Annotated in this window: 19 protein-coding genes and 1 CRISPR repeat array (1 of these 20 only partly in view); of the genes, 3 read left to right on the top strand and 16 right to left on the bottom strand. The window is 40.9% G+C overall.

Annotated elements, in window-relative coordinates; all coding sequences use genetic code 11:
- The 10 genes from nagA to GHD25_RS15095 all read right to left on the bottom strand — a co-directional run bounded on the left by nagA (position 1) and on the right by GHD25_RS15095 (position 6916).
- Positions 1-1176: an N-acetylglucosamine-6-phosphate deacetylase gene (gene nagA, locus GHD25_RS15140; RefSeq protein WP_164218320.1), complete on the bottom strand. Its 1176-nt coding sequence runs from the start codon at positions 1174-1176 to the stop codon at positions 1-3.
- Positions 1177-1218: 42 nt separating this feature from the next.
- On the bottom strand, positions 1219-1386 hold the full coding sequence (locus GHD25_RS15135) for a hypothetical protein (RefSeq protein ID WP_164218318.1): 168 nt from the start codon (positions 1384-1386) through the stop codon (positions 1219-1221).
- A 200-nt stretch (positions 1387-1586) separates the two neighbouring features.
- Positions 1587-2075, bottom strand: a complete 489-nt coding sequence (locus GHD25_RS15130) for a VanZ family protein (protein WP_164218316.1) — start codon at positions 2073-2075, stop codon at positions 1587-1589.
- An 86-nt stretch (positions 2076-2161) separates the two neighbouring features.
- Positions 2162-2494 carry a helix-turn-helix domain-containing protein gene (locus tag GHD25_RS15125; RefSeq protein ID WP_164218314.1) on the bottom strand — a complete coding sequence of 111 codons (333 nt, stop codon included), beginning with the start codon at positions 2492-2494 and terminating at the stop codon, positions 2162-2164.
- A 69-nt stretch (positions 2495-2563) separates the two neighbouring features.
- On the bottom strand, positions 2564-2698 hold the full coding sequence (locus GHD25_RS15120; protein ID WP_164218312.1) for an anti-repressor SinI family protein: 135 nt from the start codon (positions 2696-2698) through the stop codon (positions 2564-2566).
- 236 nt (positions 2699-2934) lie between these two features.
- Positions 2935-3615 (bottom strand): hypothetical protein, encoded by a 681-nt coding sequence (locus GHD25_RS15115; protein WP_164218310.1) that lies wholly within the window; start codon positions 3613-3615, stop codon positions 2935-2937.
- Between the two features lie 134 nt (positions 3616-3749).
- Complete coding sequence (sipW, locus tag GHD25_RS15110) at positions 3750-4316, bottom strand: signal peptidase I SipW (RefSeq protein WP_240452382.1); 567 nt, start codon at positions 4314-4316, stop codon at positions 3750-3752.
- Complete coding sequence (gene tapA / locus GHD25_RS15105) at positions 4313-5092, bottom strand: amyloid fiber anchoring/assembly protein TapA (protein WP_164218308.1); 780 nt, start codon at positions 5090-5092, stop codon at positions 4313-4315. The genes sipW and tapA overlap by 4 nt, the downstream gene beginning before the upstream one ends.
- A 525-nt stretch (positions 5093-5617) precedes the next feature.
- Complete coding sequence (locus GHD25_RS15100) at positions 5618-6178, bottom strand: TasA family protein (protein WP_164218306.1); 561 nt, start codon at positions 6176-6178, stop codon at positions 5618-5620.
- A 93-nt stretch (positions 6179-6271) separates the two neighbouring features.
- Positions 6272-6916, bottom strand: a complete 645-nt coding sequence (locus tag GHD25_RS15095) for a TasA family protein (protein WP_164218304.1) — start codon at positions 6914-6916, stop codon at positions 6272-6274.
- Positions 6917-7842: 926 nt separating this feature from the next.
- Between GHD25_RS15095 and GHD25_RS15090 the strand changes: the two genes are divergently transcribed.
- Together GHD25_RS15090 and GHD25_RS15085 are read left to right on the top strand one after the other, a co-directional pair.
- Complete coding sequence (locus tag GHD25_RS15090; RefSeq protein WP_240452381.1) at positions 7843-8781, top strand: LCP family glycopolymer transferase; 939 nt, start codon at positions 7843-7845, stop codon at positions 8779-8781.
- Between the two features lie 186 nt (positions 8782-8967).
- On the top strand, positions 8968-10992 hold the full coding sequence (locus tag GHD25_RS15085) for a penicillin-binding transpeptidase domain-containing protein (RefSeq protein ID WP_164218302.1): 2025 nt from the start codon (positions 8968-8970) through the stop codon (positions 10990-10992).
- 148 nt (positions 10993-11140) lie between these two features.
- On the opposite strand, the gene GHD25_RS15080 is transcribed toward GHD25_RS15085, so the two are convergent.
- Positions 11141-11575: an IDEAL domain-containing protein gene (locus GHD25_RS15080; RefSeq protein ID WP_164218300.1), complete on the bottom strand. Its 435-nt coding sequence runs from the start codon at positions 11573-11575 to the stop codon at positions 11141-11143.
- Positions 11576-11857: 282 nt separating this feature from the next.
- On the opposite strand from GHD25_RS15080, the gene GHD25_RS15075 reads away from it, so the two are divergent.
- A complete protein-coding gene (locus GHD25_RS15075; protein ID WP_164218298.1) occupies positions 11858-12988 on the top strand; it encodes a CAP domain-containing protein in 1131 nt (376 codons plus the stop codon).
- 255 nt (positions 12989-13243) lie between these two features.
- On the opposite strand, the gene GHD25_RS15070 is transcribed toward GHD25_RS15075, so the two are convergent.
- The 5 genes from GHD25_RS15070 to GHD25_RS15050 form a co-directional block, all read right to left on the bottom strand.
- Complete coding sequence (locus GHD25_RS15070) at positions 13244-14716, bottom strand: protein adenylyltransferase SelO (protein WP_240452380.1); 1473 nt, start codon at positions 14714-14716, stop codon at positions 13244-13246.
- A gap of 358 nt (positions 14717-15074) precedes the next feature.
- Positions 15075-16046, bottom strand: coding sequence for a carbamate kinase (arcC, locus tag GHD25_RS15065; protein ID WP_164218296.1), 972 nt, complete (start codon positions 16044-16046; stop codon positions 15075-15077).
- Between the two features lie 17 nt (positions 16047-16063).
- Positions 16064-17101, bottom strand: coding sequence for an ornithine carbamoyltransferase (gene argF / locus GHD25_RS15060; protein WP_164218294.1), 1038 nt, complete (start codon positions 17099-17101; stop codon positions 16064-16066).
- Between the two features lie 279 nt (positions 17102-17380).
- The gene (locus GHD25_RS15055) at positions 17381-18067 is read right to left on the bottom strand and encodes a Crp/Fnr family transcriptional regulator (RefSeq protein WP_164218292.1); all 687 of its coding nucleotides are present in this window, start codon (positions 18065-18067) and stop codon (positions 17381-17383) included.
- 115 nt (positions 18068-18182) lie between these two features.
- Positions 18183-19229 carry a hypothetical protein gene (locus GHD25_RS15050; RefSeq protein WP_240452379.1) on the bottom strand — a complete coding sequence of 349 codons (1047 nt, stop codon included), beginning with the start codon at positions 19227-19229 and terminating at the stop codon, positions 18183-18185.
- A 279-nt stretch (positions 19230-19508) separates the two neighbouring features.
- Positions 19509-20674: a CRISPR direct-repeat array (repeat unit 32 nt; unit sequence ATTTCAATCCACGCACTCACGAGGAGTGCGAT) (it continues 3768 nt past the right edge of the window).

Genomic DNA, 20674 nt, shown 5'->3' with positions numbered 1-20674 from the left:
CTAATAATCCTCCTTGAAAGCAATTGCTCCGCGGCAAATTGTATATTTAATATCCAGTTCTTCATTTACCAAAAGGATATCTGCGTCTTTTCCAACTTCAATACTGCCCTTTCTTTCCCACACCCCGAGTTGTTTTGCAGGGTTTTCTGCAGTCATCCGGACAATGTCCCTCATTGTTACTTCGGGAAGCTGAAACATTTGCTTTGCACCTTCATTCATTTTTAAAATGCTCCCAGCCAGTGTGCCATCCGCCAAAATCGCTCTGTCTTCTGAAACGGATACCGGCTGACCTCCCAGTTCATAGTTCCCTTTTTCCAGACATTTTGCCCGCATGGCATCTGTAATTAATAATAAACGTTCACTTCCCATGTTGGCAAAAATTAAGGAAAGCATTTCAGGGGACACATGAATTCCATCCGCAATCAGTTCTGCCCGAAGGTCTTCCAGGAAAAAGGCTGCACCCACAACCCCAATATCCCGATGATGAATACCTGTCATGGCATTGCATAAATGCGTAACCTGGCGCACCCCCCGCGAGACCGCCTTCTCCATATCGGAAAAGCCGGCATCCGTATGTCCTGCTGATACATTAATTCCATTCTCATATAAGTATGCTGTAAAACGTCCGTCTCTATCATGTTCGGGTGCCATGGTAATCGTTTTGATTTTGTTCCCCGACAACTGCTGCCATGTCTTAAATTGTTCCAGATCCGGTTCCATAATGTATTCCAGCGGCTGAGCACCAGCTTTGTTTTTTTCAATAAAAGGTCCCTCCAGATGAACCCCGAGCATTTCGGCCTGTCCTATTCCGGAATGGTATGCCGCTGTATTTTCCAAAGCAGCTTCAATATTTTCCGGTGCCTGGGTTATCGTTGTTGCCAGAAAGCTGGTCGTTCCTTCCTCAGGGAGTACACGGGCGATTGCATCCAGTGCTTCCTCTGTTGCATCCATTACGTCTGCACCATTTGCCCCGTGTATGTGTCCATCAATGAATCCGGGAATCAAACATAGGCCTGTTCCATCGATAGCCTGCGTATGCTCAGGTAAAGGGGTGATTTCAGCGGAATTGATCTTTGTAATCCGGCCATCCTCTATTAGAACAAACCCATCCTGTATTACCTTTTCAGTTGAATAAATAGTTGCATGTTTTATATAAAGTGGTGTGGCTGTTTCCATGTTTAATCATCCTTATTCAAGGTTCTCAATTTCTATTGTATCCTATTTTGATGCTGCTTCCGCCTGTACTCTTATGCTATGGTCCATTTTTGAAATACTGATCTCATTGACTAAAGTTTTAATCATTTCCTCCGCGGTATTAATTTTCTGATTCTCTGTTTCTGTAATCATTTTCGCCAGCAGATCCTTATACCATTCCTGCTCCTTCATTATTTTCCCGCCTTTTTCGCATAATTTCATTTCTGTAGATAAATAGTACCATATCATAATACTTCGCAAATTATTGTCGAATCATGTCGCAAAAACAATTTTTTCATTGAAATCTGCTAAACGATGCCCAGAAAGTAGTTACATGGCACTAAATAAATATCCGAAAATGAAATAATCCACCCGGATCATCCAACTCATTTTTATCCATTTCGATTTTTCCAATGCCGTATGGCAATAATTAACATCACGGCAGTAAACGCACCAACTGCATCGAGTATTACATCACCGATAAATGGAGTGCGGTTTGGAGTAAACCCCTGGTGAACTTCATCAGTAATAGCATATGCAAGGGTTCCGAAAAATGAAATGGCTAATGCGTATTTAAATGGCAGCTGCGACGATTTAGTTATCGCAATATAAAAAAAGCAGGCCAACAGTAAAAATACCGCAACGTGAGCACCTTTGCGGATAAAAAATTCGATAAAACCGGCAACTCCGTGTGTCGCCACACTTACCAATGTACCATTATATGTAAAGCTTATCCAGTCTATCAGCGGCTCAAAATACGATAGATCCAGCCCGCCGGATAGCAATGGTTTTATATCCTGTTTTTCATACGGCTGGTCTGAAGCATAAAAAATAACTCCCATCCAAAAAACCGGCAGGAGCCAATATAGATATTTCTTCATGAATCTGATCTCCCGGATATATTCCTTTCCAAATGCTGTACAAGGAGGTATGAATACCGCTCATAGTTCTGCTTTACCCGGCTCATTTAGTTACCTTGTCTGCTGCGCCATTTATTAAATTCAAGATATTCCTTGAATTGTTCTTTGGACACGCCGGACTCCATTGCTTCCTGCACTATTTTTAACCATTCTTCATCCAGTTCATCCTGATTTATCTTTTCACTGTCACTCTGGATAAGCTCATTTACAGAAACATTCAGTACAGCACTCACCTTTTCAATAAACTGGATCGATGGATTTGTTTGCAAATTTCGTTCAATAGAACTTAGATACGATTTTGCTACACCGGCTTTTTCCGCCAGTTCCGAAATGGACATTTTCTTTTCCTTCCTCAGCTGCTTAATCTTTTCACCGATCAAGGTCTCACCTTCTTTCACCGGAAATTATACCATAAAGAAGACGAGGAGTACTATTTTAAATACAAAAACTTATTCATGCCCTGCTTTTTCAGCTTCTTTCAGAAATTCACGTATCTCTTCCATGGTAATCCCCAAATTTTTTGCACTTTTAATTAAGTTGACCCATTCACAATCCAGTGCTGCCCGCTTTACCGTCCCCTGCATAAATAACTCCCCCTGTTTTCCTATTTCACGTCACTTTTGCCAAACATTACTTTCTGCCTGTTTTTAAATATGTATCAAAATAATTACCACTATGACTATCATACTATATAAGCAACGCCTTTTGGATGGGTTGTTTTGTCAAAACAAAACTAGTTTTGTTATCAAATATTTATTTTCCGTGTCGAAAAAAAGGCGTGTATGTTTTAAGCGTAAAAACACAACTTTAGGCTTGGTTTTTACGCTCTCTTTCTTTGTTGGTTATATTTATACAAAAGGATGCCATTAATGAGTAATACAGCTCCCAATAACAGAAACAGGAAAATATCAGTTGCTGTTTGAGGCAGTGTTCCTCCGCTATGTGAAGGGGTGTCACTGCTGCCCAATGCCGGCGAACTTCCGTTTTCAGAAGGCGGATATTCGTCACTTCCTATAAAACCGGGAACCTGAACAGCAGCATCATCAAGATCGCCTTTTGCCGTGAAAATGATATTGAAAGCTGTATTTAACCCCTGAAATTCATTGCCTAAATGACTTGGAAACCGAATGGTAAGCTCCAGATTCTCTTCTTCTCCCCGTTCCAGGTTTCTTTCCTCCAGATTCTCAAAATCCGCAAGTTTACCAGTGTACAGTTCTATTTCTGGCGTTTTGATCTCTAAAAGAAGCTCATTAAAAAGCTTATCCGTACTTTCACTTTCAATGTGCATGCTATAAGAAAAAGCTTCTTGCCCATTGTTTTCCACGGTCACCGTTCTTGGTGCCCAATCTCCTGGCTTCATATTTTCCACTTGAAATAGCGTATCATTTGGAAATACGCCGATGGAAATTCTGTCATCTGCTGAAGCGGACTTATTTAAAAAAGGTGAAAGACTAAAAAGCAAAACAACTGCTAGAGAAAGCATTAATTTTTTGGATTTCATAAGCATCTTCCTCACATAAGACTTTTTTTGCAGGAAGGAAGCTTTACACTTCCTTGCCTGTGCAAGTACCATGGTTTCTAAAGCATAATGACCAATTATTATCGCATCAGCGGTGGCTGTAATCCGGATTTATGCTACTCTGTCCCGGCCGCTTTCTTTGATTTTTCCAATTCTCCAAGTGCTCTCCAGATGGTAATAGTGGAATACCCTACCATGAGCACTCCCGGCAGAACAAGAAATACCAAGGCGCCATTTGGTGTCTGGGCGAAATTAATGATATACCCGGCATACGGAACAGTAATCCCCGAATAAGACGCCACAACATTTTCTGCCAGTACCGGACTGGAATCCGCTGCATTGTTGTTATCACCTTTTGTCGTATAAATTGGGCCATCACTTGATTCATTCACTTCCACAATTCTGTGGGTAATCAATTTATCATGAGACTCCATAAAAGTTATGATGTCACCTTCAGCAAAGCCGGAACCGTCCTCCACTGTTTGCACTGCAATAATCGAACCAGTTTGAATTTCCGGCTCCATCGACCCGGACAATACTGTTTTTAACTGATAGCCGAAAACTTCCGGTTCCCCGCCGGAGATCTTCGTATAAACAAATAAGGCGGCAACACCGATTAATAAAACCATAAGCAAGACACTGACAAAACTGTTCATCCACTTTAGAATTTTTCTTTTTTTCAAGACTCCTCACCTGCTTCCCCAGTTTCTTCCTCTTCCTTTTCAGATAGTTCCTCATTATCATCGCTGCTGCCTGTTTCATTTTCCTGATTTTCTTCTTTTGTTTCTTCTATTTCATTGTCGTCACTGGAATCTGCATTGGATTCCGTATTTCCGTTTTCCCCGCCTTCAACTTCTGGTTCCGCAGGTTCTTCAAGTTCTGCAGATTCTTGGGTATCTTCTTCCGCTTCCTGTTCTGTTTTCCCAGGGGGACAATTTACCTTTACAGATTTGCTCCATATACTTTCTTTGTCCGGATGTCCTTCCGGCTGCTGAACCAGAAACGCGTACCTTCCGGGTTTTTGTGCCAAGTATTTAAGTATTGTCGATTCGCCGCTCTCCAGTGCAGTTATGTTTCCTTCACTTTCAGACAAATCAAGTTTTACCCCGTGTTTTTCCGGGTTTCCATTTTCTGCATAATAGACATCATACGTACTGCCGGCCAGCATATCTTCATCACCGCTATTTTGAATCTCCTTAGTGATCTCAACAGGATCACATGCTTTTATGTTGGTGTTGCCATTTTCCACAAACGATAATGAACTGCCATCCCATCCATCGGCCCAGAACCCCGCATAGACCATTGAATCTGATTCCTCTGCATCGTAAAAATGTGCAGCTGTTCCAGATGTTAAATAACTGATGGAAAATACGACTAAATACCAGATCAGCACAAGTTTTACTAGAAAGAAAGCTACCGGAAATTGCCTTCTATATTTTCTAAACCGTTTACTTCGCATCCTCATTCTCCTTTCGCTGGAATTTCCGTTTTACCAGGCATGGGAAAATCTTACTTAAACGCCTGTCATAAGCGAATGCCAGTTATGTAAAAAAATTATCCGGTGATCCCTCCTTATAAAATCATTTCTGTGTACTCATAAATACACAACTTGTCATATATTTATGAATACACATAAATGCCTGGAAAAACTTTAAATATGAGGCTGAGACTGAACACTGAGTAAGCAAAGAAAAGACGAACAATCTACCATATTAGCTCCGGAAATATACGTAGACTCCTGGGACTACGGTACAGCGGTTCCTCGTCCCACCGAAAAGATTTGCGGGAGCAAAGGCATCGGTGAGACCCCACAGTGCATTAGCACGAGGAGGCTTACCAGCCGCCCGCGGAAAGCGTAGTATATTTCCGGAGCGGGTTAAAAGCGCAGAGTATAAGGATGTTCGGGTTTCTGTTTACTAAAATTGTTTTGTCCCAACCTCGTGTAAAAGGAAGGAGTTGACCGGCCGACTTAGGGGATGATTCGTCAATCCTCAGTCTGTATTGCTTCAAATGTCCATTCCAGCTCAATGGAGTTGCCCTGGTATTTATTTTGGCTCTTATCTGTTTTGATAAATTCAAATTCCACATAAACTGCTGCATCTTCGTCCCCGGAGCCAAAGTTTTCAATAAGGATCATTTCGTTATCCTGAAGTTCAGCCAGGGTGACTGCCTCTTCCATTATTTCCTCATCATTTACTTTGACTGAAGTGAGCAGGATTTGTTTATCAAAATCATTGTCAGTTACTTCCCCATTTTTATTACGTACCGTATTTTCGGAATAAAGGGTGACATTCTTGATATCCAATGAACCTTGATTGCTCAAACTGAATGTATAATCAAACGTATCCCCGGGCTTTTTGTTTTCAAACTCAAACAAAATCCCTTCGTCATTAATATTTGTAACCCCAAGATCCAATGTTCCGGCAGTTACATTGTTGTTAGTCAGTATCGAATCGGTAAAATAGGCAAACGTGCCGCCACTAACGAGAACAATTCCCAAAACGCCAATCAACATACTCATTCCCAGTTTTTCCTTCATGGCCATATGTCCTCCCTCCTATTTATGAAGCAAAACAAACTGTAATTAAAAGTATGTAAGGAAGGAAGAAGTTGGATCCACTTCTTCCTTCAATATTTACTATCTGATTTCACCAGCTGTTTGTTGAGCGTCAAATGTCCATTCAAGTGATAACGTAGCATCCTGGAATGTATTTTGGTCTTCTCCATTATCCACAAATTCAAATACCACAATCAGATCATCTGAATCACCGGCTTCTAAACCAGATCTTTCACCGGCTCCTAAATCCCCAAGCCACGGCAGCACATCTCTCAATTCATTTTCAACCGCATCCGGCAGCCCATCTGCATCTCTTAACTCAGCTAAAGTTGTAGAAGTGATAACATTATTTGGTCCAAGCACAATATTTCCAAGACCATTTTTATCTACATTCGTCATGAAGTGCACTAAAATGTGCTCACCCATATCCCCGCCTGTATAATTATCGCCATACTCTACACTATATTCTGTATAAAGATCCACAGACGATATATCCAAGCTGCCATCATTAATTAACTCGAAATGACGCGGCATGATGTCACCTGGTTTTATATTAGCTACATCAATAATGGTAGTGGGATCCACTGATAAATCTAATGTACCTGCTGCAAATGTATTATTCGTCGTCTCCGCATCACTGAAATAAGCAAACGTTCCTCCGCCGATTAGTCCAATTCCCAATACCGCTGTGGCAATTCCCATACCTAATTTTTTCTTTAAACTCATTTGTCCATTCCTCCTAATAATGTGAAATTAATAAAGTATTTCCGCTGAATTCCTGAAGTGTGGTACAGTTTTTGCATGATGATTTCTAAATTGTTTACATCTTCAGCGATCTCCCCCTTCCATATGTATCCGTTCGTTATTCGATGACTTATATTTCTTCATGCTGCACCAATTATGTTCTTTTTCACGTCTGTTAATGTATGTTATAACGAACAAGTTAATTGTAGTATAGGGCAAAATTCCCAGAAAGAAAAACGCTAAAAAGAACCAAATATACTCTATTGAGAACACTTTGCTGTTAATTGCTTTAATTTACTCCTATTTACTTAGATTTTCATTTTTAAAAAATGATTTTATGCTATATTGAGAACAATATTACCGTTTAAACCAACAGTTCAGCAGGCATTTATATAAGTAAGCAAAATTAACTTTTCTTCCTCCAGAAAAAATATATACTTATAATAAATAGATTATGAGGAGTTTTTCCTATAAAAAAACCTTTCATTATTTTTATTTTAACTGGCCTCGTGTTTATAGGATATGGCTGATACAATTGTTAAAAACAGAAGCTGCCCACCCAAAAAGCCAGTTTTATCTGAAGCAAGAGCTTTTATAGAATAGCAAGGTTCTTCAGATGAAAGAGCAGCACTTGATACTCCAGCAGTTTCAAAAATGCTCAGAAGTTCTTGTGATGACTTCTGAGTATTTTTTACTGTGTTCGATATATTTTTACATTTATAACAAATGATATAGACGGAATGGACTATTTTCGATATAATCTACCCAGATATGATAATTTTTGCAAACTTTGTGGAATAAAAGGCTGACTGCCGGACCGTCATGGGAAAGCCTTGCTGTACTTCTGCAGTTAAATTTTTTCAATCTGCTGAAAAGCAGACAAAGTTTTGCACCAGAGGAGAATACATTTGAGTTCAAGAATGAATAGACCGAGAAAAAAACGCAGGTGGCCATATTGGGTTGGTGGAATTTTCCTTTTCTTTATACTATTGATAAGCGGCTTTGCCTTTTATATGTGGGATAAACTTGGGGATACAGTAGAAACGATGCATGACCCGCTGGAAAGAGACAGTGACCCGGAAAGACAAAAAGAACTGGAAACGATTTTTCAGGAAAACAGGTCTCTTAATGTTCTTTTGCTTGGCGTGGATTCACGTGAGGGAGATGCAGGACGTTCCGATACGATGATTCTTTTATCCCTGAACCCGCAAACAGATTCCATGCTCATGTTCAGTATACCGCGCGACACATATGTAAATATTCCGGGACGCGGGATGGATAAAATTAATCATGCATATGCATTTGGGGATGTGGAATTATCCGTACAGACAGTGGAAGAGACGTTTGATTTGCCTGTCCACTACTATGCAAGGGTGAATATGGAAGGATTCCAGCAGGGAATTGATGCTATTGGCGGTGTGACCGTCAGTAATACCCAGGCATTTTCCCAGGGCGGCTCAAATTTCGCAGAAGGGGAAATCCGCTTAAACGGGTCTGAAGCATTGGATTACATCAGGATGCGTAAAGATGACCCGCGTGGTGATCTGGGACGGAACGAGCGCCAACGGGAAGTAATTCAGGCTGCTTTAAGACAGGGAGCAAGCTTCTCCAGTATCACTAAAGTCGGTGAAATTCTGGATATTTTAGGCGGCAATGTAAAGACCGACCTGAATATGAATAATATGCAATCCATATTCGGCAGTTATCGCGGAACCCAGCAAAATACGAGGACGCTTGAAATAGAAGGAACCGGACAGACGATTAATGGTATTTGGTATTATGTTGTTTCTGACGAAGAATTTAACCGGATTAGCACGGAAGTTAAAAATCATATGGAAGCAAGTTAACCACACATATTTTACAGCAATGCAAAAAGTCACCTGGAGCCATCACCAGTGTGACTTTTCCATTTATAGTACATGTTTCCAAACCGGCATACAAAAAACAGGGTAACCAAAGTTAACTTTTTGTTCATTTTTTCAAATAAAAAAATGCTATAATAAAAATATGCATAAAAATTGTGGGGGATTAGAATGAGAAAGCTATTTATCTTTTTTTCAGTTATTATTATAACCTTATTAGCTGCATGTTCAGAAGATCAAGCTACACCAAATGAAAGTTTTGAAACCTATGTAAACCAATGGAATAATATGGAATTCGAAAAAATGTACAGCATGCTGACTCCAGAAGCCAAAGAAACCTACGCTATAGATCAGTATGCTGACCGTTATAATAAAATTTATGAGGATTTGGCAGTGTCGGATCTGCATGTTTCTTTTGACCCCATAGCGGACGAAACACTGGAGAATGCGATGGAAGATGGTACAGCAACACTGCCATTTACCGTGGATATGGAAACCATGGCAGGGGAAATTAATTTTTCCTATGAAGCCACACTCCATCAGCTTGGAGAAGAAGAAGAGGAAATGAATTGGTTTATTGCGTGGGATCCCGGGTTTATTTTCCCTGACCTCAAAGACGGCGGGGAAATCAGCATAGAAACAACCAATCCACAACGAGGAGAAATTTTGGATCGGAATCAAATGCCTCTGGCTATCAATGATACTGTTTATGAAATTGGTTTTATACCGGAAAGCATGGGAGATAACCCGGAACAAAGCATCGATCAGGCAGCAGAACTTTTGGGTATGTCAGTAGAAAATATAGAGACGGCGCTGAATGCCGACTGGGTGGAACCGGACCTATTTGTCCCATTAAAGCAAGTGTCAGTGACAGATGAAGAAACGTTAAACCAGCTCTTTGAGGTGCCCGGAATCACCAACCGGGAGCTAACCGGCCGTGTATACCCTGCCGGTGAAGCAGCTGCCCATCTTGTCGGCTATATCGGGGATATCACTGCAGAGGAGTTGGAAGAAGCAGAACCGGGCAAATACAGTGCGACCGATGTGATTGGTAAACGGGGACTGGAACAATGGTATGAGGACAGGCTTAAAGGGGAAAGAGGCGTGACCATTGTTGTTGAAAAAGAAGATGAGGAAGAAGTCGTTTTAGCGGAAACCCCTGTTCAGGATGGGGAAAATATAACGCTTACGATCGATATAAACCTGCAGGAAAAAATATTCAACGCATATGAAGAAGAAGACAGCGGTACGGCTGCCGCTATTAATCCGGTAACTGGAGAAACACTTGCACTTGTAAGCAGTCCTGCTTTTGATCCAAATGAAATATTATACGGAACAAATGCTGATTTATGGGATTCCTTGCAAAATGATGAACAGAGCCCATTGATAAATCGGTTTTCCGCAACTTTTGCTCCGGGATCTGTGATCAAACCGCTCACTGCTGCCATAGGTCTGGCAAATGGGAGCCTTGACCCGGATGAAGGTTTTGAAATAGAGGGGAAAACCTGGAGTAATGGGGAGGCTTGGGGGGATTACGAAGTTCGCCGTGTTTCCGAATCAAGTGGTCCTGTTGATTTAATGGATGCGATGGTTCGCTCCGACAATATTTATTTTGCTATGCAAGGTGTAGAAATGGGCGGTGAAGCATTTGTCAGCGGGATGGAAAGTATTGGTTTTGGGGAAGAGCTGCCATATGAATATCCAGTCAGTGCTTCTACTGTTTCTGCAAGCGGAGAAATGGATGATGAGGTAATGTTAGCAAATGCCAGCTATGGGCAAGGTCAGCTGGAAATGAGCGCCCTGCATTTAGCTGCGGGCTATACGATGTTTATCAATGAAGGAAATATGGTGAAGCCAACATTTTTATCCAGTGAGGAAACCGGTCAGATTTGGCAGGAGAATGTACTGTCGCCCGAACAGGCAGATTTGATTGCTGATTCTTTAAGAGCCGTCGTCACGGATGGTACTGCCACTGTTGCCAATGAGGCGGACTTTCCGATTTCCGGAAAAACAGGAACGGCAGAATTAAAACTGAGCGGTGAAGATGATTCAGCACAGGAAAATGGCTGGTTTGTCGGCTATCCGACCGAGGATCCTGACATACTGATTGCGATGATGGTCGAGGAAACGCAAGACCGCGGCGGAAGCAGTTATACTGCCGAAAAAGTAACTGATCTGCTAATTGATATATACTGATTCGGATCCGGAAGTTTCAACCATGATAATAAAGGGAAGTAAGTTTAATGACCTGATAGATCGCTCTTCTATCAGGTCGACTTATTTTTCACCTTTGGCAGACAAAACGTATAAAATACTCTTCAGGACCGCATTAACCCGGGAGCCATTAAAGCTTTTTCAGCAGCTGGTAAAAACTGTCCCGGTCGCGCTCATCCAGTGCTCGATCAATGAGACGTTTAATATTTAATCGTTCCAGTTCATCAATTACCATTTCGTGATCATATATTTCATAAAATTTTCTTTCCGGATAACAGTATGGTTTAGCAATCCGGTGCAGCTCAACAAGAAAATCGGTCATTTGCAGAAAACGTGTGAGGGTTATGTAAATAATGTCGTTATCCCGCTGGAAAGCAAAAATATCGTTTGGGTTATCAACCTGCCCATTTGTAAGATTGATCTTAATTTTCTTTGCCTTAAGCGGGATAAACTGATATTCCTTATTGTTGATAAGTATCGTGAAATCACTTTTTGCTAAAACTAGATACAAGTAATCGTCATTAGCTTCTAAGTGATACGGTTTAAACGTTTTAAATGCCAGCATATTATTTTCACCCCCATGGAACAATTTTTATCAACTTATCTATTCCCTCCACACACATAAACAAAACTTGTTTTTTTACTATTTTTCGATTGTTCTTTAATAAGAACCTTTAAATTCAGTATAGTATAAAATACCTAGTAAGTAAAGAGAAAAGTTAAAAGTTTTAATAAATTTATAAATTTTCATTTTATTCAGTGGTTTACATCTTGATGGTTCGTTACCCCAATAACCGTGTATACTGTACTATGAAGCTTTTATAGAGAATAGGAAAGGAGTGTGCCAGTGCCTAAATTACGTCATATTATATTTTTATTGCTTGTCGGAGCTGTGCTTTGGCATTTTTATGGTGATTCCTTTCAGCGAGATGGGTTTCAGGGCGTCGCTTCATCTATTCAATCCGATATTGCGGATATGCTTGAACATCCGAATGTGAATAATACAATACAATACTTGAATAATGAAATTGAACAAATATACAGCAGATTAACAGGAGACGAAACCCTTGAAGAACAGAAGGAGGTACCCCAGGCAGAGCGGCCTGATTTGACAGAACCGGAGGAACAGTCATTTTCCATTCATAATGTAGAGATTGGAGATGACCGTTCCGATGTGGAGAATAAAGCAGGCAGCCCGAAACGCGTCACTCTAAATGAATATGGCACAGAGTGGGCCGCTTATCATGAAAATTATCAAAACTTTTTTATGGCTGCTTATGATGAAAATGATAAAGTGGTAGGGCTTTATACGAATCAGGACCTTATTGCTTCCAAACAAGGGATTGGATACGGCAGTTCCGGTGACAATGTTCATGCAGAGCTGGGTGCACCAATTACAGCAATACGTAAGGGCTTTACAAATTACGAAATTGATGGCAACGGAGAATATAACACATTTGAGCTGGATCACAATTATGTTACAATCTTTTTTGATCTGCATGAAAATGATTCAGTAACAGCAATCCAAATTATCAGTAAAGATCTGGAACAGGAAAAAGAAGGGTTTTTTGGTGAACCGAATGAAAAACTGAAGGAAGGTTTTGAGTATCAATTATTCGACATCACCAATGCAGCAAGGGCAACCCGAGAGCTTCCGCCGCTGGAATGGCATGAGCCAGTCAGGGAAACTGCCCGCAGTCATAGCGAGGATATGGCAGATAATAATTACTTCAGCCACACAAACCTGGATGGTGAATCCCCTTTTGACCGAATGGAAGCAGATGCCATCTCCTTTCAAATGGCCGGGGAAAATCTTGCAGCAGGACAGACAAGCAGCATTTTTGCCCATGAAGGGTTAATGAATTCCGACGGCCACAGAGAAAATATATTAAAGCCCGGTTACCGTGAACTGGGGGTTGGTGTTGCTTTTAATGAAAATAACCAGCCATATTATACAGAGAAGTTTTTAACGGAATAGCAAACGCTCCGGGATGAGTGGTAAAAAAACTTACCAACCGTTTTTCATATAGGCATTTATACAGCATAAATGCCTATCATTTAATTACCTTATAGGTTCGGCGAATGACCGCCATAGTATTCTGACATTCATTAAAATGATAAGTTACCGAACGAAGACCTGAAGAGAAAATATTTCAATCGTTCGGGAACTTATAAGAGGTTTTCATAACATGGCATGGCAATTATTAATCGTGATTTGGCATACTGCAATAAATCACGTACCGCAATACGTTACAAAAGGCTCGTCACTTGGGTTCGGAGGAAGGAAGTATTTCTCCTGAATTTGATTATAGTCATATGGTCTGGAAAGTATATCAAGCAATTGATTCATTACCGAATAATCCTGCTTTTCGACCGCTGCTTCCAACGCTTCCTCCACAAGATGATTACGCGGAATAATGAAAGGGTTGTTTTCTTTCATCAGCGCTTCCATTTCCTTTTTAGTATTTAATTCAGCAGTTTGTCTCTCTTTCCATTTTTTCTTCCATTCTCTAAACCCTCTGCTGGTAAATAATTCACTGTTATCCTGATCATTTAATGTCAATAATCGAAAAGTGTTCGTAAAGTCTGCCTCGTGGTTTTCCATCAACTGCAGCAGCTCTTTTACCAACGATTCATCCTCTTCTTTTTCGATTGCCAGCCCTAATTTTTTCCGCATGCCGGATAACCAATAACCCCAGTAAAGCTTTGCATAATTTCCCAGTGCATGCTGCGCTGTTGCCACCGCTTTTTCACTGTCCTCCTGAAATAGCGGCAGCAAAGCTTCCGCAAACCGGGCCAGATTCCATTCCCCGATTCCCGGCTGGTTTTCGTAAGCATACCGGCCATTGACATCAATGGAACTAAAAACAGTCTTCGGATCATATTGATTCATAAATGCACATGGCCCGTAATCAATTGTCTCTCCACTGACCGTCATATTATCCGTGTTCATGACGCCATGGATAAATCCAATCAGCTGCCAGCCGGCTATGAGTGATGCCTGGCGATCGATCACCTTCTCATACAGAGATAAATAGGGGTTTTCATGCTCTTTTATTTCCGGAAAATGGCGGTTAATTGTATAGTCAGCCAACGCTTTCAAATCTTCAAGCGATCCCCAGCGGGCTGCATATTCAAATGTCCCTACCCGTATATGGCTGGAAGCGATCCGGGTTACAATCGCGCCTGTCAAAAATGTCTCTCTTCTCACTTTTTCACCTGTAGTCGTTACTGCCAGACTGCGAGAGGTCGGTATGCCGAGTCCGTGCATTGCCTCACTGATAATATATTCGCGCAGCATCGGGCCAAGTGCTGCCCGGCCGTCTCCTCCACGGGAGTATGGTGTTCTTCCCGCACCCTTTAACTGAATATCAAACCGCTCTCCCGATGGGGATAATTTTTCACCAATTAAAACCGCCCGGCCATCCCCGAGCATTGTAAAATGACCAAATTGGTGGCCTGCATAGGCTTGAGCAAGTGGATCTGCTTCATCCGGCAGCTGGTTGCCCGAAAACACATTTGCCAGTGCTTCCCCACTCAGCTTTTCTGTTTGCAGTCCGATGGATTTTGCAAGCGGTTGATTAAAAATAACCAGCTCAGGATCTTTTGCTTGTGCAGGCTGCTGCTTTGTATAAAATAATTCAGGTAACTCGGAATAAGTGTCTTCCAAATCCCACGCTGCCTGATTGATCATTTGTGTAACCATACGTGATCCACCCTTATATCGCAAATAATTTATTTCTTTCAGGGTAACATACTTTTATGTTCTCCTGTTCCCTTACTATTCCCTTAAATCCAAGAATCCATGTTAAGTATCGGCATTCTGCTTTAAATTTTATTACATGAACAGACCAAACCGGTCAACGATTTGGTCTCATATATCTTTATTATTTATCCTAGCTTGCAACAGCAGGACGGTTCTCTTGTTGCAAAATTGTTCTCTCTATGTCTGAAAACAGCGATTCATATATTGCTGGAGAACCGTCAATATCCATATAATAGTACTGCATTTTACTGCGCATAACACACCGTATTTACTATGCATCAAACATAATATCAGCCACTCAATTGGATACAAGAGAACCGTCCCTCTGTTTCACAATTTTTGTGCCGGTTTTGCCTTGGAGTGCTTCACTTGCCCGGTCCAAAGAGGTAATAATGCATTCCTTGTCAGTACAGGTTTTGGCGAAGTCTATGCCTGCCCTTATTTTCCGAAGCATGCTGCCGGGTGCAAAGTGGTTCTCATTTAGCAAATGTTCGATTTCATCCGTTTCCACCAGTTGAAGTGCCTGTTCATCCGGAGTATTAAAATGGACATAAGCATGATCCACTTCCGTTAGCATTAGCAGTACATCAGCGTTGATTTCTTCAGCAAGTTTCTTCGATGCAAAATCCTTGTCCACGACACCTTCAACACCAATATATCTGCCTCTCCTGTAAATTACCGGAACACCGCCGCCACCGGCACAAATGACGATATGGCCGCTATCTGCCAATGTCTCAACCGCCTGCTGCTCCAAAATCTTAATAGGCATAAGCGATGGTACAACCTTCCGCCAGCCTTTATTCGGATCCACTTCCAGATATGCTTCCCCGGTTTCTTCCATCAATGCATTTGACTCTTTTTCTGTATAATAAGGTCCAATGGGCCATACCGGATTCCAAAAAGCTTCATCTGCCGGGTCTACTTCTGCTCTTGTAACAAGTGAAACAACCGGTTTAATAATACCAAACTCTCTTAAGCGGAGATCGAGTGCATTTTCCAGCCAATAACCAATCATTCCCTGGCTCAGTGCACCGCATACATCTAATGGCATGGACGGATGATCCATACGTTCTGACTGCATTTGCTGCAAATAAACGTTCTCCAACTGATAAGTATTGTCATATGTGATAACTAGCTGGTGCCCTTCTTTTATAAGCTTTGCCAGCTCTATAGCAGTCTTCTCCAGTAATCTTTGCTGCGTGTAGGCAGACCTGCCTTCCGTCTGGGCCAGATTTCCGCCAAGGACAACGACAATTCTTTTACCATTCATGGCTATCACCTCTTTTTTTAATTGCCGGGAAAATCATTCTTCCTATTCAATCCCATTCCATTTGCAGCTACCATAATCGCTTTCATAGTATGCAATCGATTTTCCGCCTGATCAAATACAATTGAATTCCTGCTCCGAAAAACATCATCAGTAACTTCCATCTCTTTTATTCCGTATTTTTCATACACTTGCCGGCCGATTTCCGTGCTTAAATCGTGAAAGCTCGGTAAGCAATGCAAAAACAAAACATTTTTATTACCGGTTAAATCCAGCATCCGTTCATTTACCTGATATGGCTTAAGTAAATGAATTTTTTCCCCGGCATGTGCTTCAACATCGCTCGCAATCCATCCATCTGTATAAATCGCATCCGCCCCATCAACGGCTTCCTCGATCTTGGAGGTCACTATTATTTTGCCACTAGTGGATTTTGAAATTTCTTCAGCATGATGAATCGTGTCCGGGTTTGGGAAAAGCTCCTCAGGTGAACATATACGAATATCCATCCCGACTTTCGCCCCGCCAATCAGCAAGCTTGCTGCAACATTGCTCCGGCCGTTCCCTGCATAAGCAAGACGAACCCCTTTCAAATGACCCACATTTTCCTGGATCGTAAGAAAATCTGCTATCATTTGGCTCGGATAGTATTTATCTGTCATTCCATTCCAGACAGGAATACCAGCGTGTACAGCCAGTTCTTCCACCGTTTTTTGCTTATAACCGTAAAACCATATGCCATCAAACATTCTTCCCAGCACTTTAGCAATATCGGCTACAGATTCCATTTTTCCAAAATCCAAATCACTTTTTCCAAAATAAGCAGGATGCGCACCTGCGTCTGCACAGGCTGCTGTATGGGCAAAACGTGCAGGCATAGATGGTTTCTCGAAAAGTAAGGCAATATTTTGACCCTCAAGATAACGATGCGGCTCCCCGGCCCTCTTCTTTTCTTTTAACTCCTTAGCCAAGTCAACGAAGTAATGTATTTCTTCCTCTGAAAAATTTAATAATGTTAAAAAGCTCCTTCCGCTCATATCCAGCTTTGCGGTTTCCATGCCGAAAACCTCCTTATGTGTGGGCTGAATTCTTCCAATTTATGCTTATAGGTAAATACTTCTTCAATTACTATTATAAAAGGATTGCTGAAATCTGGATGCAGGGCATATTGCAGTCTATTTGTTAATGTTTTCACATATAGGAAGCGAAGGATTTGACATTAGTAGTGTGGTATATTTGGCATTATTTTTGAGGCGAGAAATTCTTGTGAATTACTTCACAAGAATTAGTGAAAGAATAACCGAATTAGTTCAGGTAAGCCGGTCTTACTTCATCCTTTATTGTATTTTACCTAAAAAATATTCGGCATCGTGCACAATAATTTTCTTTCCATTAAGTGAAATAATATGGTCCTCTTTTAACATCTTATAAACTTGAGACACTGTTTCCCGTGAAGTGCCTGCTATTTTAGCCATTTCCACCATAGTAACAGGAATGTCCACATAGTAATCCTCTCCGTGTTTCGAGGAAAAATTCTGACACAAATAACTGATCGTTTGTTCCACTCTATCTGAAGCAAGCGGCGTAGAAATGGTCTGAAGACGGTCCTGATGCCTTCTTGTCAATAGATCAAGACGCTTAATAATGTGCAGCAGCATTTCTTTTTTATGAGGTATGATGGATTCAAACTTTCTGGCAGGAATATAGTAAACATGGATATCAGTTACTGCATAAGCGGAATATCGGTAATATTCTTCATTAAATAATCCTACATACGGAAAAAAATCATTCGGGCTAATATAATTAATATAAAGCATGTTTGCATCCCGGTTTGTTTTTTCCAGCTTGACATAGCCGTCTGCCAGGAGGAAAATTCTTTCCCGTGGATCTCCCTCCGTAAACAGCAGCTGATTTTTTTTGTAGGTCCGCTCAAACAGCATTGTCTTTAATTCAGCAAGTTCTTCCGCATTAAAATAGGATAAAAACTCAAAGTTGGATAAATCCACTTCCCGTGATGTTCGCATATTATTCCCCACCCTTAAACCTTTTCCTCATTTTATCGTACCATAAAGAAGTGCGTTTTTAAGTGATTCGAATCAATTGCAGGAAAATGATCATAAATTAAAGTGGGGTAATGTTCTACTGCACTATTGCCTTTTCCGTTATAAAATCTGTAATGTTTTTTATTTCTTCATCTTTAAAATAAAATTGCTGCTCTATTGTTTCAAGATGTTCGCCGGCTTTTTTTATTTTTTTGATTCCATTTTTCATATAGGATTTATAATGGTCATGTGTTTCTTTTATTTCTTTTGCATACTTTTCATCGGTACCGGGTGACACAGCTATTTCATATATATCAATGATTTCATCATCATTGCGTTCAGGAAAAAATTCATGCGGGTCCGTACTGTCAAAAATACAGAAATCCAATTCCCTCACAAGTACCATATCAATGCTGTTCGGGTCAAAACTGCAGTAATATTGTTCTATGTCAAAACCATGTTGCCGGCATGCTTCTGCAATTTTTTTCATAAAGGTGGATTTTCCTGTACCGGCTCGGCCTTTGATAAAGTAAGCTTTAGATACACTTTGAGTAATATGCGGAACTTCATTGACCACGCCATCGGCAGTATTCGTCCCAAAAAGCCGATAGTAAATATTTCCTTTTTTTGGTCTTTCCGGCATGCCATCAAGCATCTTTTCTATGAAGGTTTCAGCCAGTTCATCCGCTTTTTGGAAATCCATTTCGTTGATATAGATCGCTTCCAGGTCATCGTGGATTTTCAAGCCGTTTTGAAAATGATCATAGGCTAAGTTCATGTATTCCTGAATTTTTTGTTTTTCATTGCTTAAGTCTTTGGGGATTTGAACGGATGTAAATAAATTTAAGTCGATTTCTATGGCGCCAGGTAGGTTCGGTGTTGTGATATTTTCAATGATAACTGCTGCCTTTTTGTCACGGATGATAACCCCATCCAAGTACGCCTTTTGTTTAGGACTTAAAAGTATTTCCAACTCATTGTCTTTATGCCTTTCTATTACTTTTTTGATGACAGCAGTTTTTAACTTATACGATGGATGTTTAAGGATAATGACATATTTAAGGTCTTTTACATTGGAAGGCAGCAAATTGATAAAGCCTTCCGCCGTGTTTGCAGAGACATAATACTTTTTAATTGCAGACACATCCTTTTTTCTTTTTAGTGTAGTTTATGTATATTTGGGGGTATGGGTGATTTATACATATGGTTTAGTTGTAGAATAGCAGATCGAAAATATGGTGTCTAACAATCTTTTTCTACAGATGATGAAAAAAAAAGATATTGCAAAATTTGATACTATGAATGTGTCTTCAAAATTAAAATCACTTAATAATACTGAAAATTCAAAGAGCTAAACAAAAACGGGCATAATGAAATAATGAGGGTGCAGCTATCCAATTATTTAATAGTTGGACCGTTTTAAATTCTAAACCGCGCACTCACAAGGAGTGCGATACTTGATCCAACTGATCTTGTGTATATGTAGACTATTTCAATCCACGCACTCACGAGGAGTGCGATTCTGAAAATCTCCTACTCCATACCATGACCGCGTATTTCAATCCACGCACTCACGAGGAGTGCGATGATTCTCGCCTCACCCCATCTCCCCATCCAAGAGATTTCAATCCACGCACTCACGAGGAGTGCGATTTGGAAATCCTTCATCACCTGTGAGATATATTCTAATTTCAATCCACGCACTCACGAGGAGTGCGATCTCACTTTTTGACATTTCATAAGCGATAGAAGCATTTCAATCCACGCACTCACGAGGAGTGCGATGACCGTACCCAATTTGATGATGACATTCGATTTTGATTTCAATCCACGCACTCACGAGGAGTGCGATGGCGTTTGTATGGGTTGAGGAAGCCTACCAAATCATTTCAATCCACGCACTCACGAGGAGTGCGATGCTAGCAAAAGTAATGACCGAAGTTCAGTACATCGAATTTCAATCCACGCACTCACGAGGAGTGCGATACTACTGGTTCTGCTGGTATTGCTTATGCTAAAGATTTCAATCCACGCACTCACGAGGAGTGCGATTGACTGAAACCACGTATTCTGTTGGTTTCGTGACATTTCAATCCACGCACTCACGAGGAGTGCGATTTTCCACACGCTCTGGTTCCCGCGTACTTGAAAAATTTCAATCCACGCACTCACGAGGAGTGCGATATTGACTACGATCTGGGAGATATAGTCACTATCATATTTCAATCCACGCACTCACGAGGAGTGCGATTGAGGCTTGTGCAATACAGTTAAATTCATTGTGATTTCAATCCACGCACTCACGAGGAGTGCGATTTTAATTCAGTCATGCGGAAGTTTGGACCGGGGCATTTCAATCCACGCACTCACGAGGAGTGCGATTCGTTATACGTGCCTATATAAATGACTGATGGTGTATTTCAATCCACGCACTCACGAGGAGTGCGATATGGACATTTAAATTACCTCCTGTATTTGTTTTAAATTTCAATCCACGCACTCACGAGGAGTGCGATGTGATCCTTATGACACATATATGTCGCAGAACCAATTTCAATCCACGCACTCACGAGGAGTGCGATATTTATT

The organism is Virgibacillus aidingensis, from assembly GCF_010994035.1.
In the GTDB taxonomy this organism is placed as follows: domain Bacteria; phylum Bacillota; class Bacilli; order Bacillales; family Amphibacillaceae; genus Virgibacillus_N.
This window is presented reverse-complemented; position numbering and strand designations above follow the sequence as displayed.

Coding starts and splice junctions, on each gene's coding strand:
- GHD25_RS15100 (WP_164218306.1), bottom strand. CDS start 6,178: ATGGCCATGAAGGAAAAACTGGGAATGAGTATGTTGATTGGCGTTTTG.
- GHD25_RS15070 (WP_240452380.1), bottom strand. CDS start 14,716: ATGGTTACACAAATGATCAATCAGGCAGCGTGGGATTTGGAAGACACT.
- GHD25_RS15080 (WP_164218300.1), bottom strand. CDS start 11,575: ATGCTGGCATTTAAAACGTTTAAACCGTATCACTTAGAAGCTAATGAC.
- nagA (WP_164218320.1), bottom strand. CDS start 1,176: ATGGAAACAGCCACACCACTTTATATAAAACATGCAACTATTTATTCA.
- GHD25_RS15120 (WP_164218312.1), bottom strand. CDS start 2,698: ATGCAGGGGACGGTAAAGCGGGCAGCACTGGATTGTGAATGGGTCAAC.
- GHD25_RS15055 (WP_164218292.1), bottom strand. CDS start 18,067: ATGCGAACATCACGGGAAGTGGATTTATCCAACTTTGAGTTTTTATCC.
- GHD25_RS15115 (WP_164218310.1), bottom strand. CDS start 3,615: ATGAAATCCAAAAAATTAATGCTTTCTCTAGCAGTTGTTTTGCTTTTT.
- arcC (WP_164218296.1), bottom strand. CDS start 16,046: ATGAATGGTAAAAGAATTGTCGTTGTCCTTGGCGGAAATCTGGCCCAG.
- GHD25_RS15095 (WP_164218304.1), bottom strand. CDS start 6,916: ATGAGTTTAAAGAAAAAATTAGGTATGGGAATTGCCACAGCGGTATTG.
- GHD25_RS15130 (WP_164218316.1), bottom strand. CDS start 2,075: ATGAAGAAATATCTATATTGGCTCCTGCCGGTTTTTTGGATGGGAGTT.
- tapA (WP_164218308.1), bottom strand. CDS start 5,092: ATGCGAAGTAAACGGTTTAGAAAATATAGAAGGCAATTTCCGGTAGCT.
- GHD25_RS15135 (WP_164218318.1), bottom strand. CDS start 1,386: ATGAAGGAGCAGGAATGGTATAAGGATCTGCTGGCGAAAATGATTACA.
- GHD25_RS15085 (WP_164218302.1), top strand. CDS start 8,968: ATGAGAAAGCTATTTATCTTTTTTTCAGTTATTATTATAACCTTATTA.
- argF (WP_164218294.1), bottom strand. CDS start 17,101: ATGGAAACCGCAAAGCTGGATATGAGCGGAAGGAGCTTTTTAACATTA.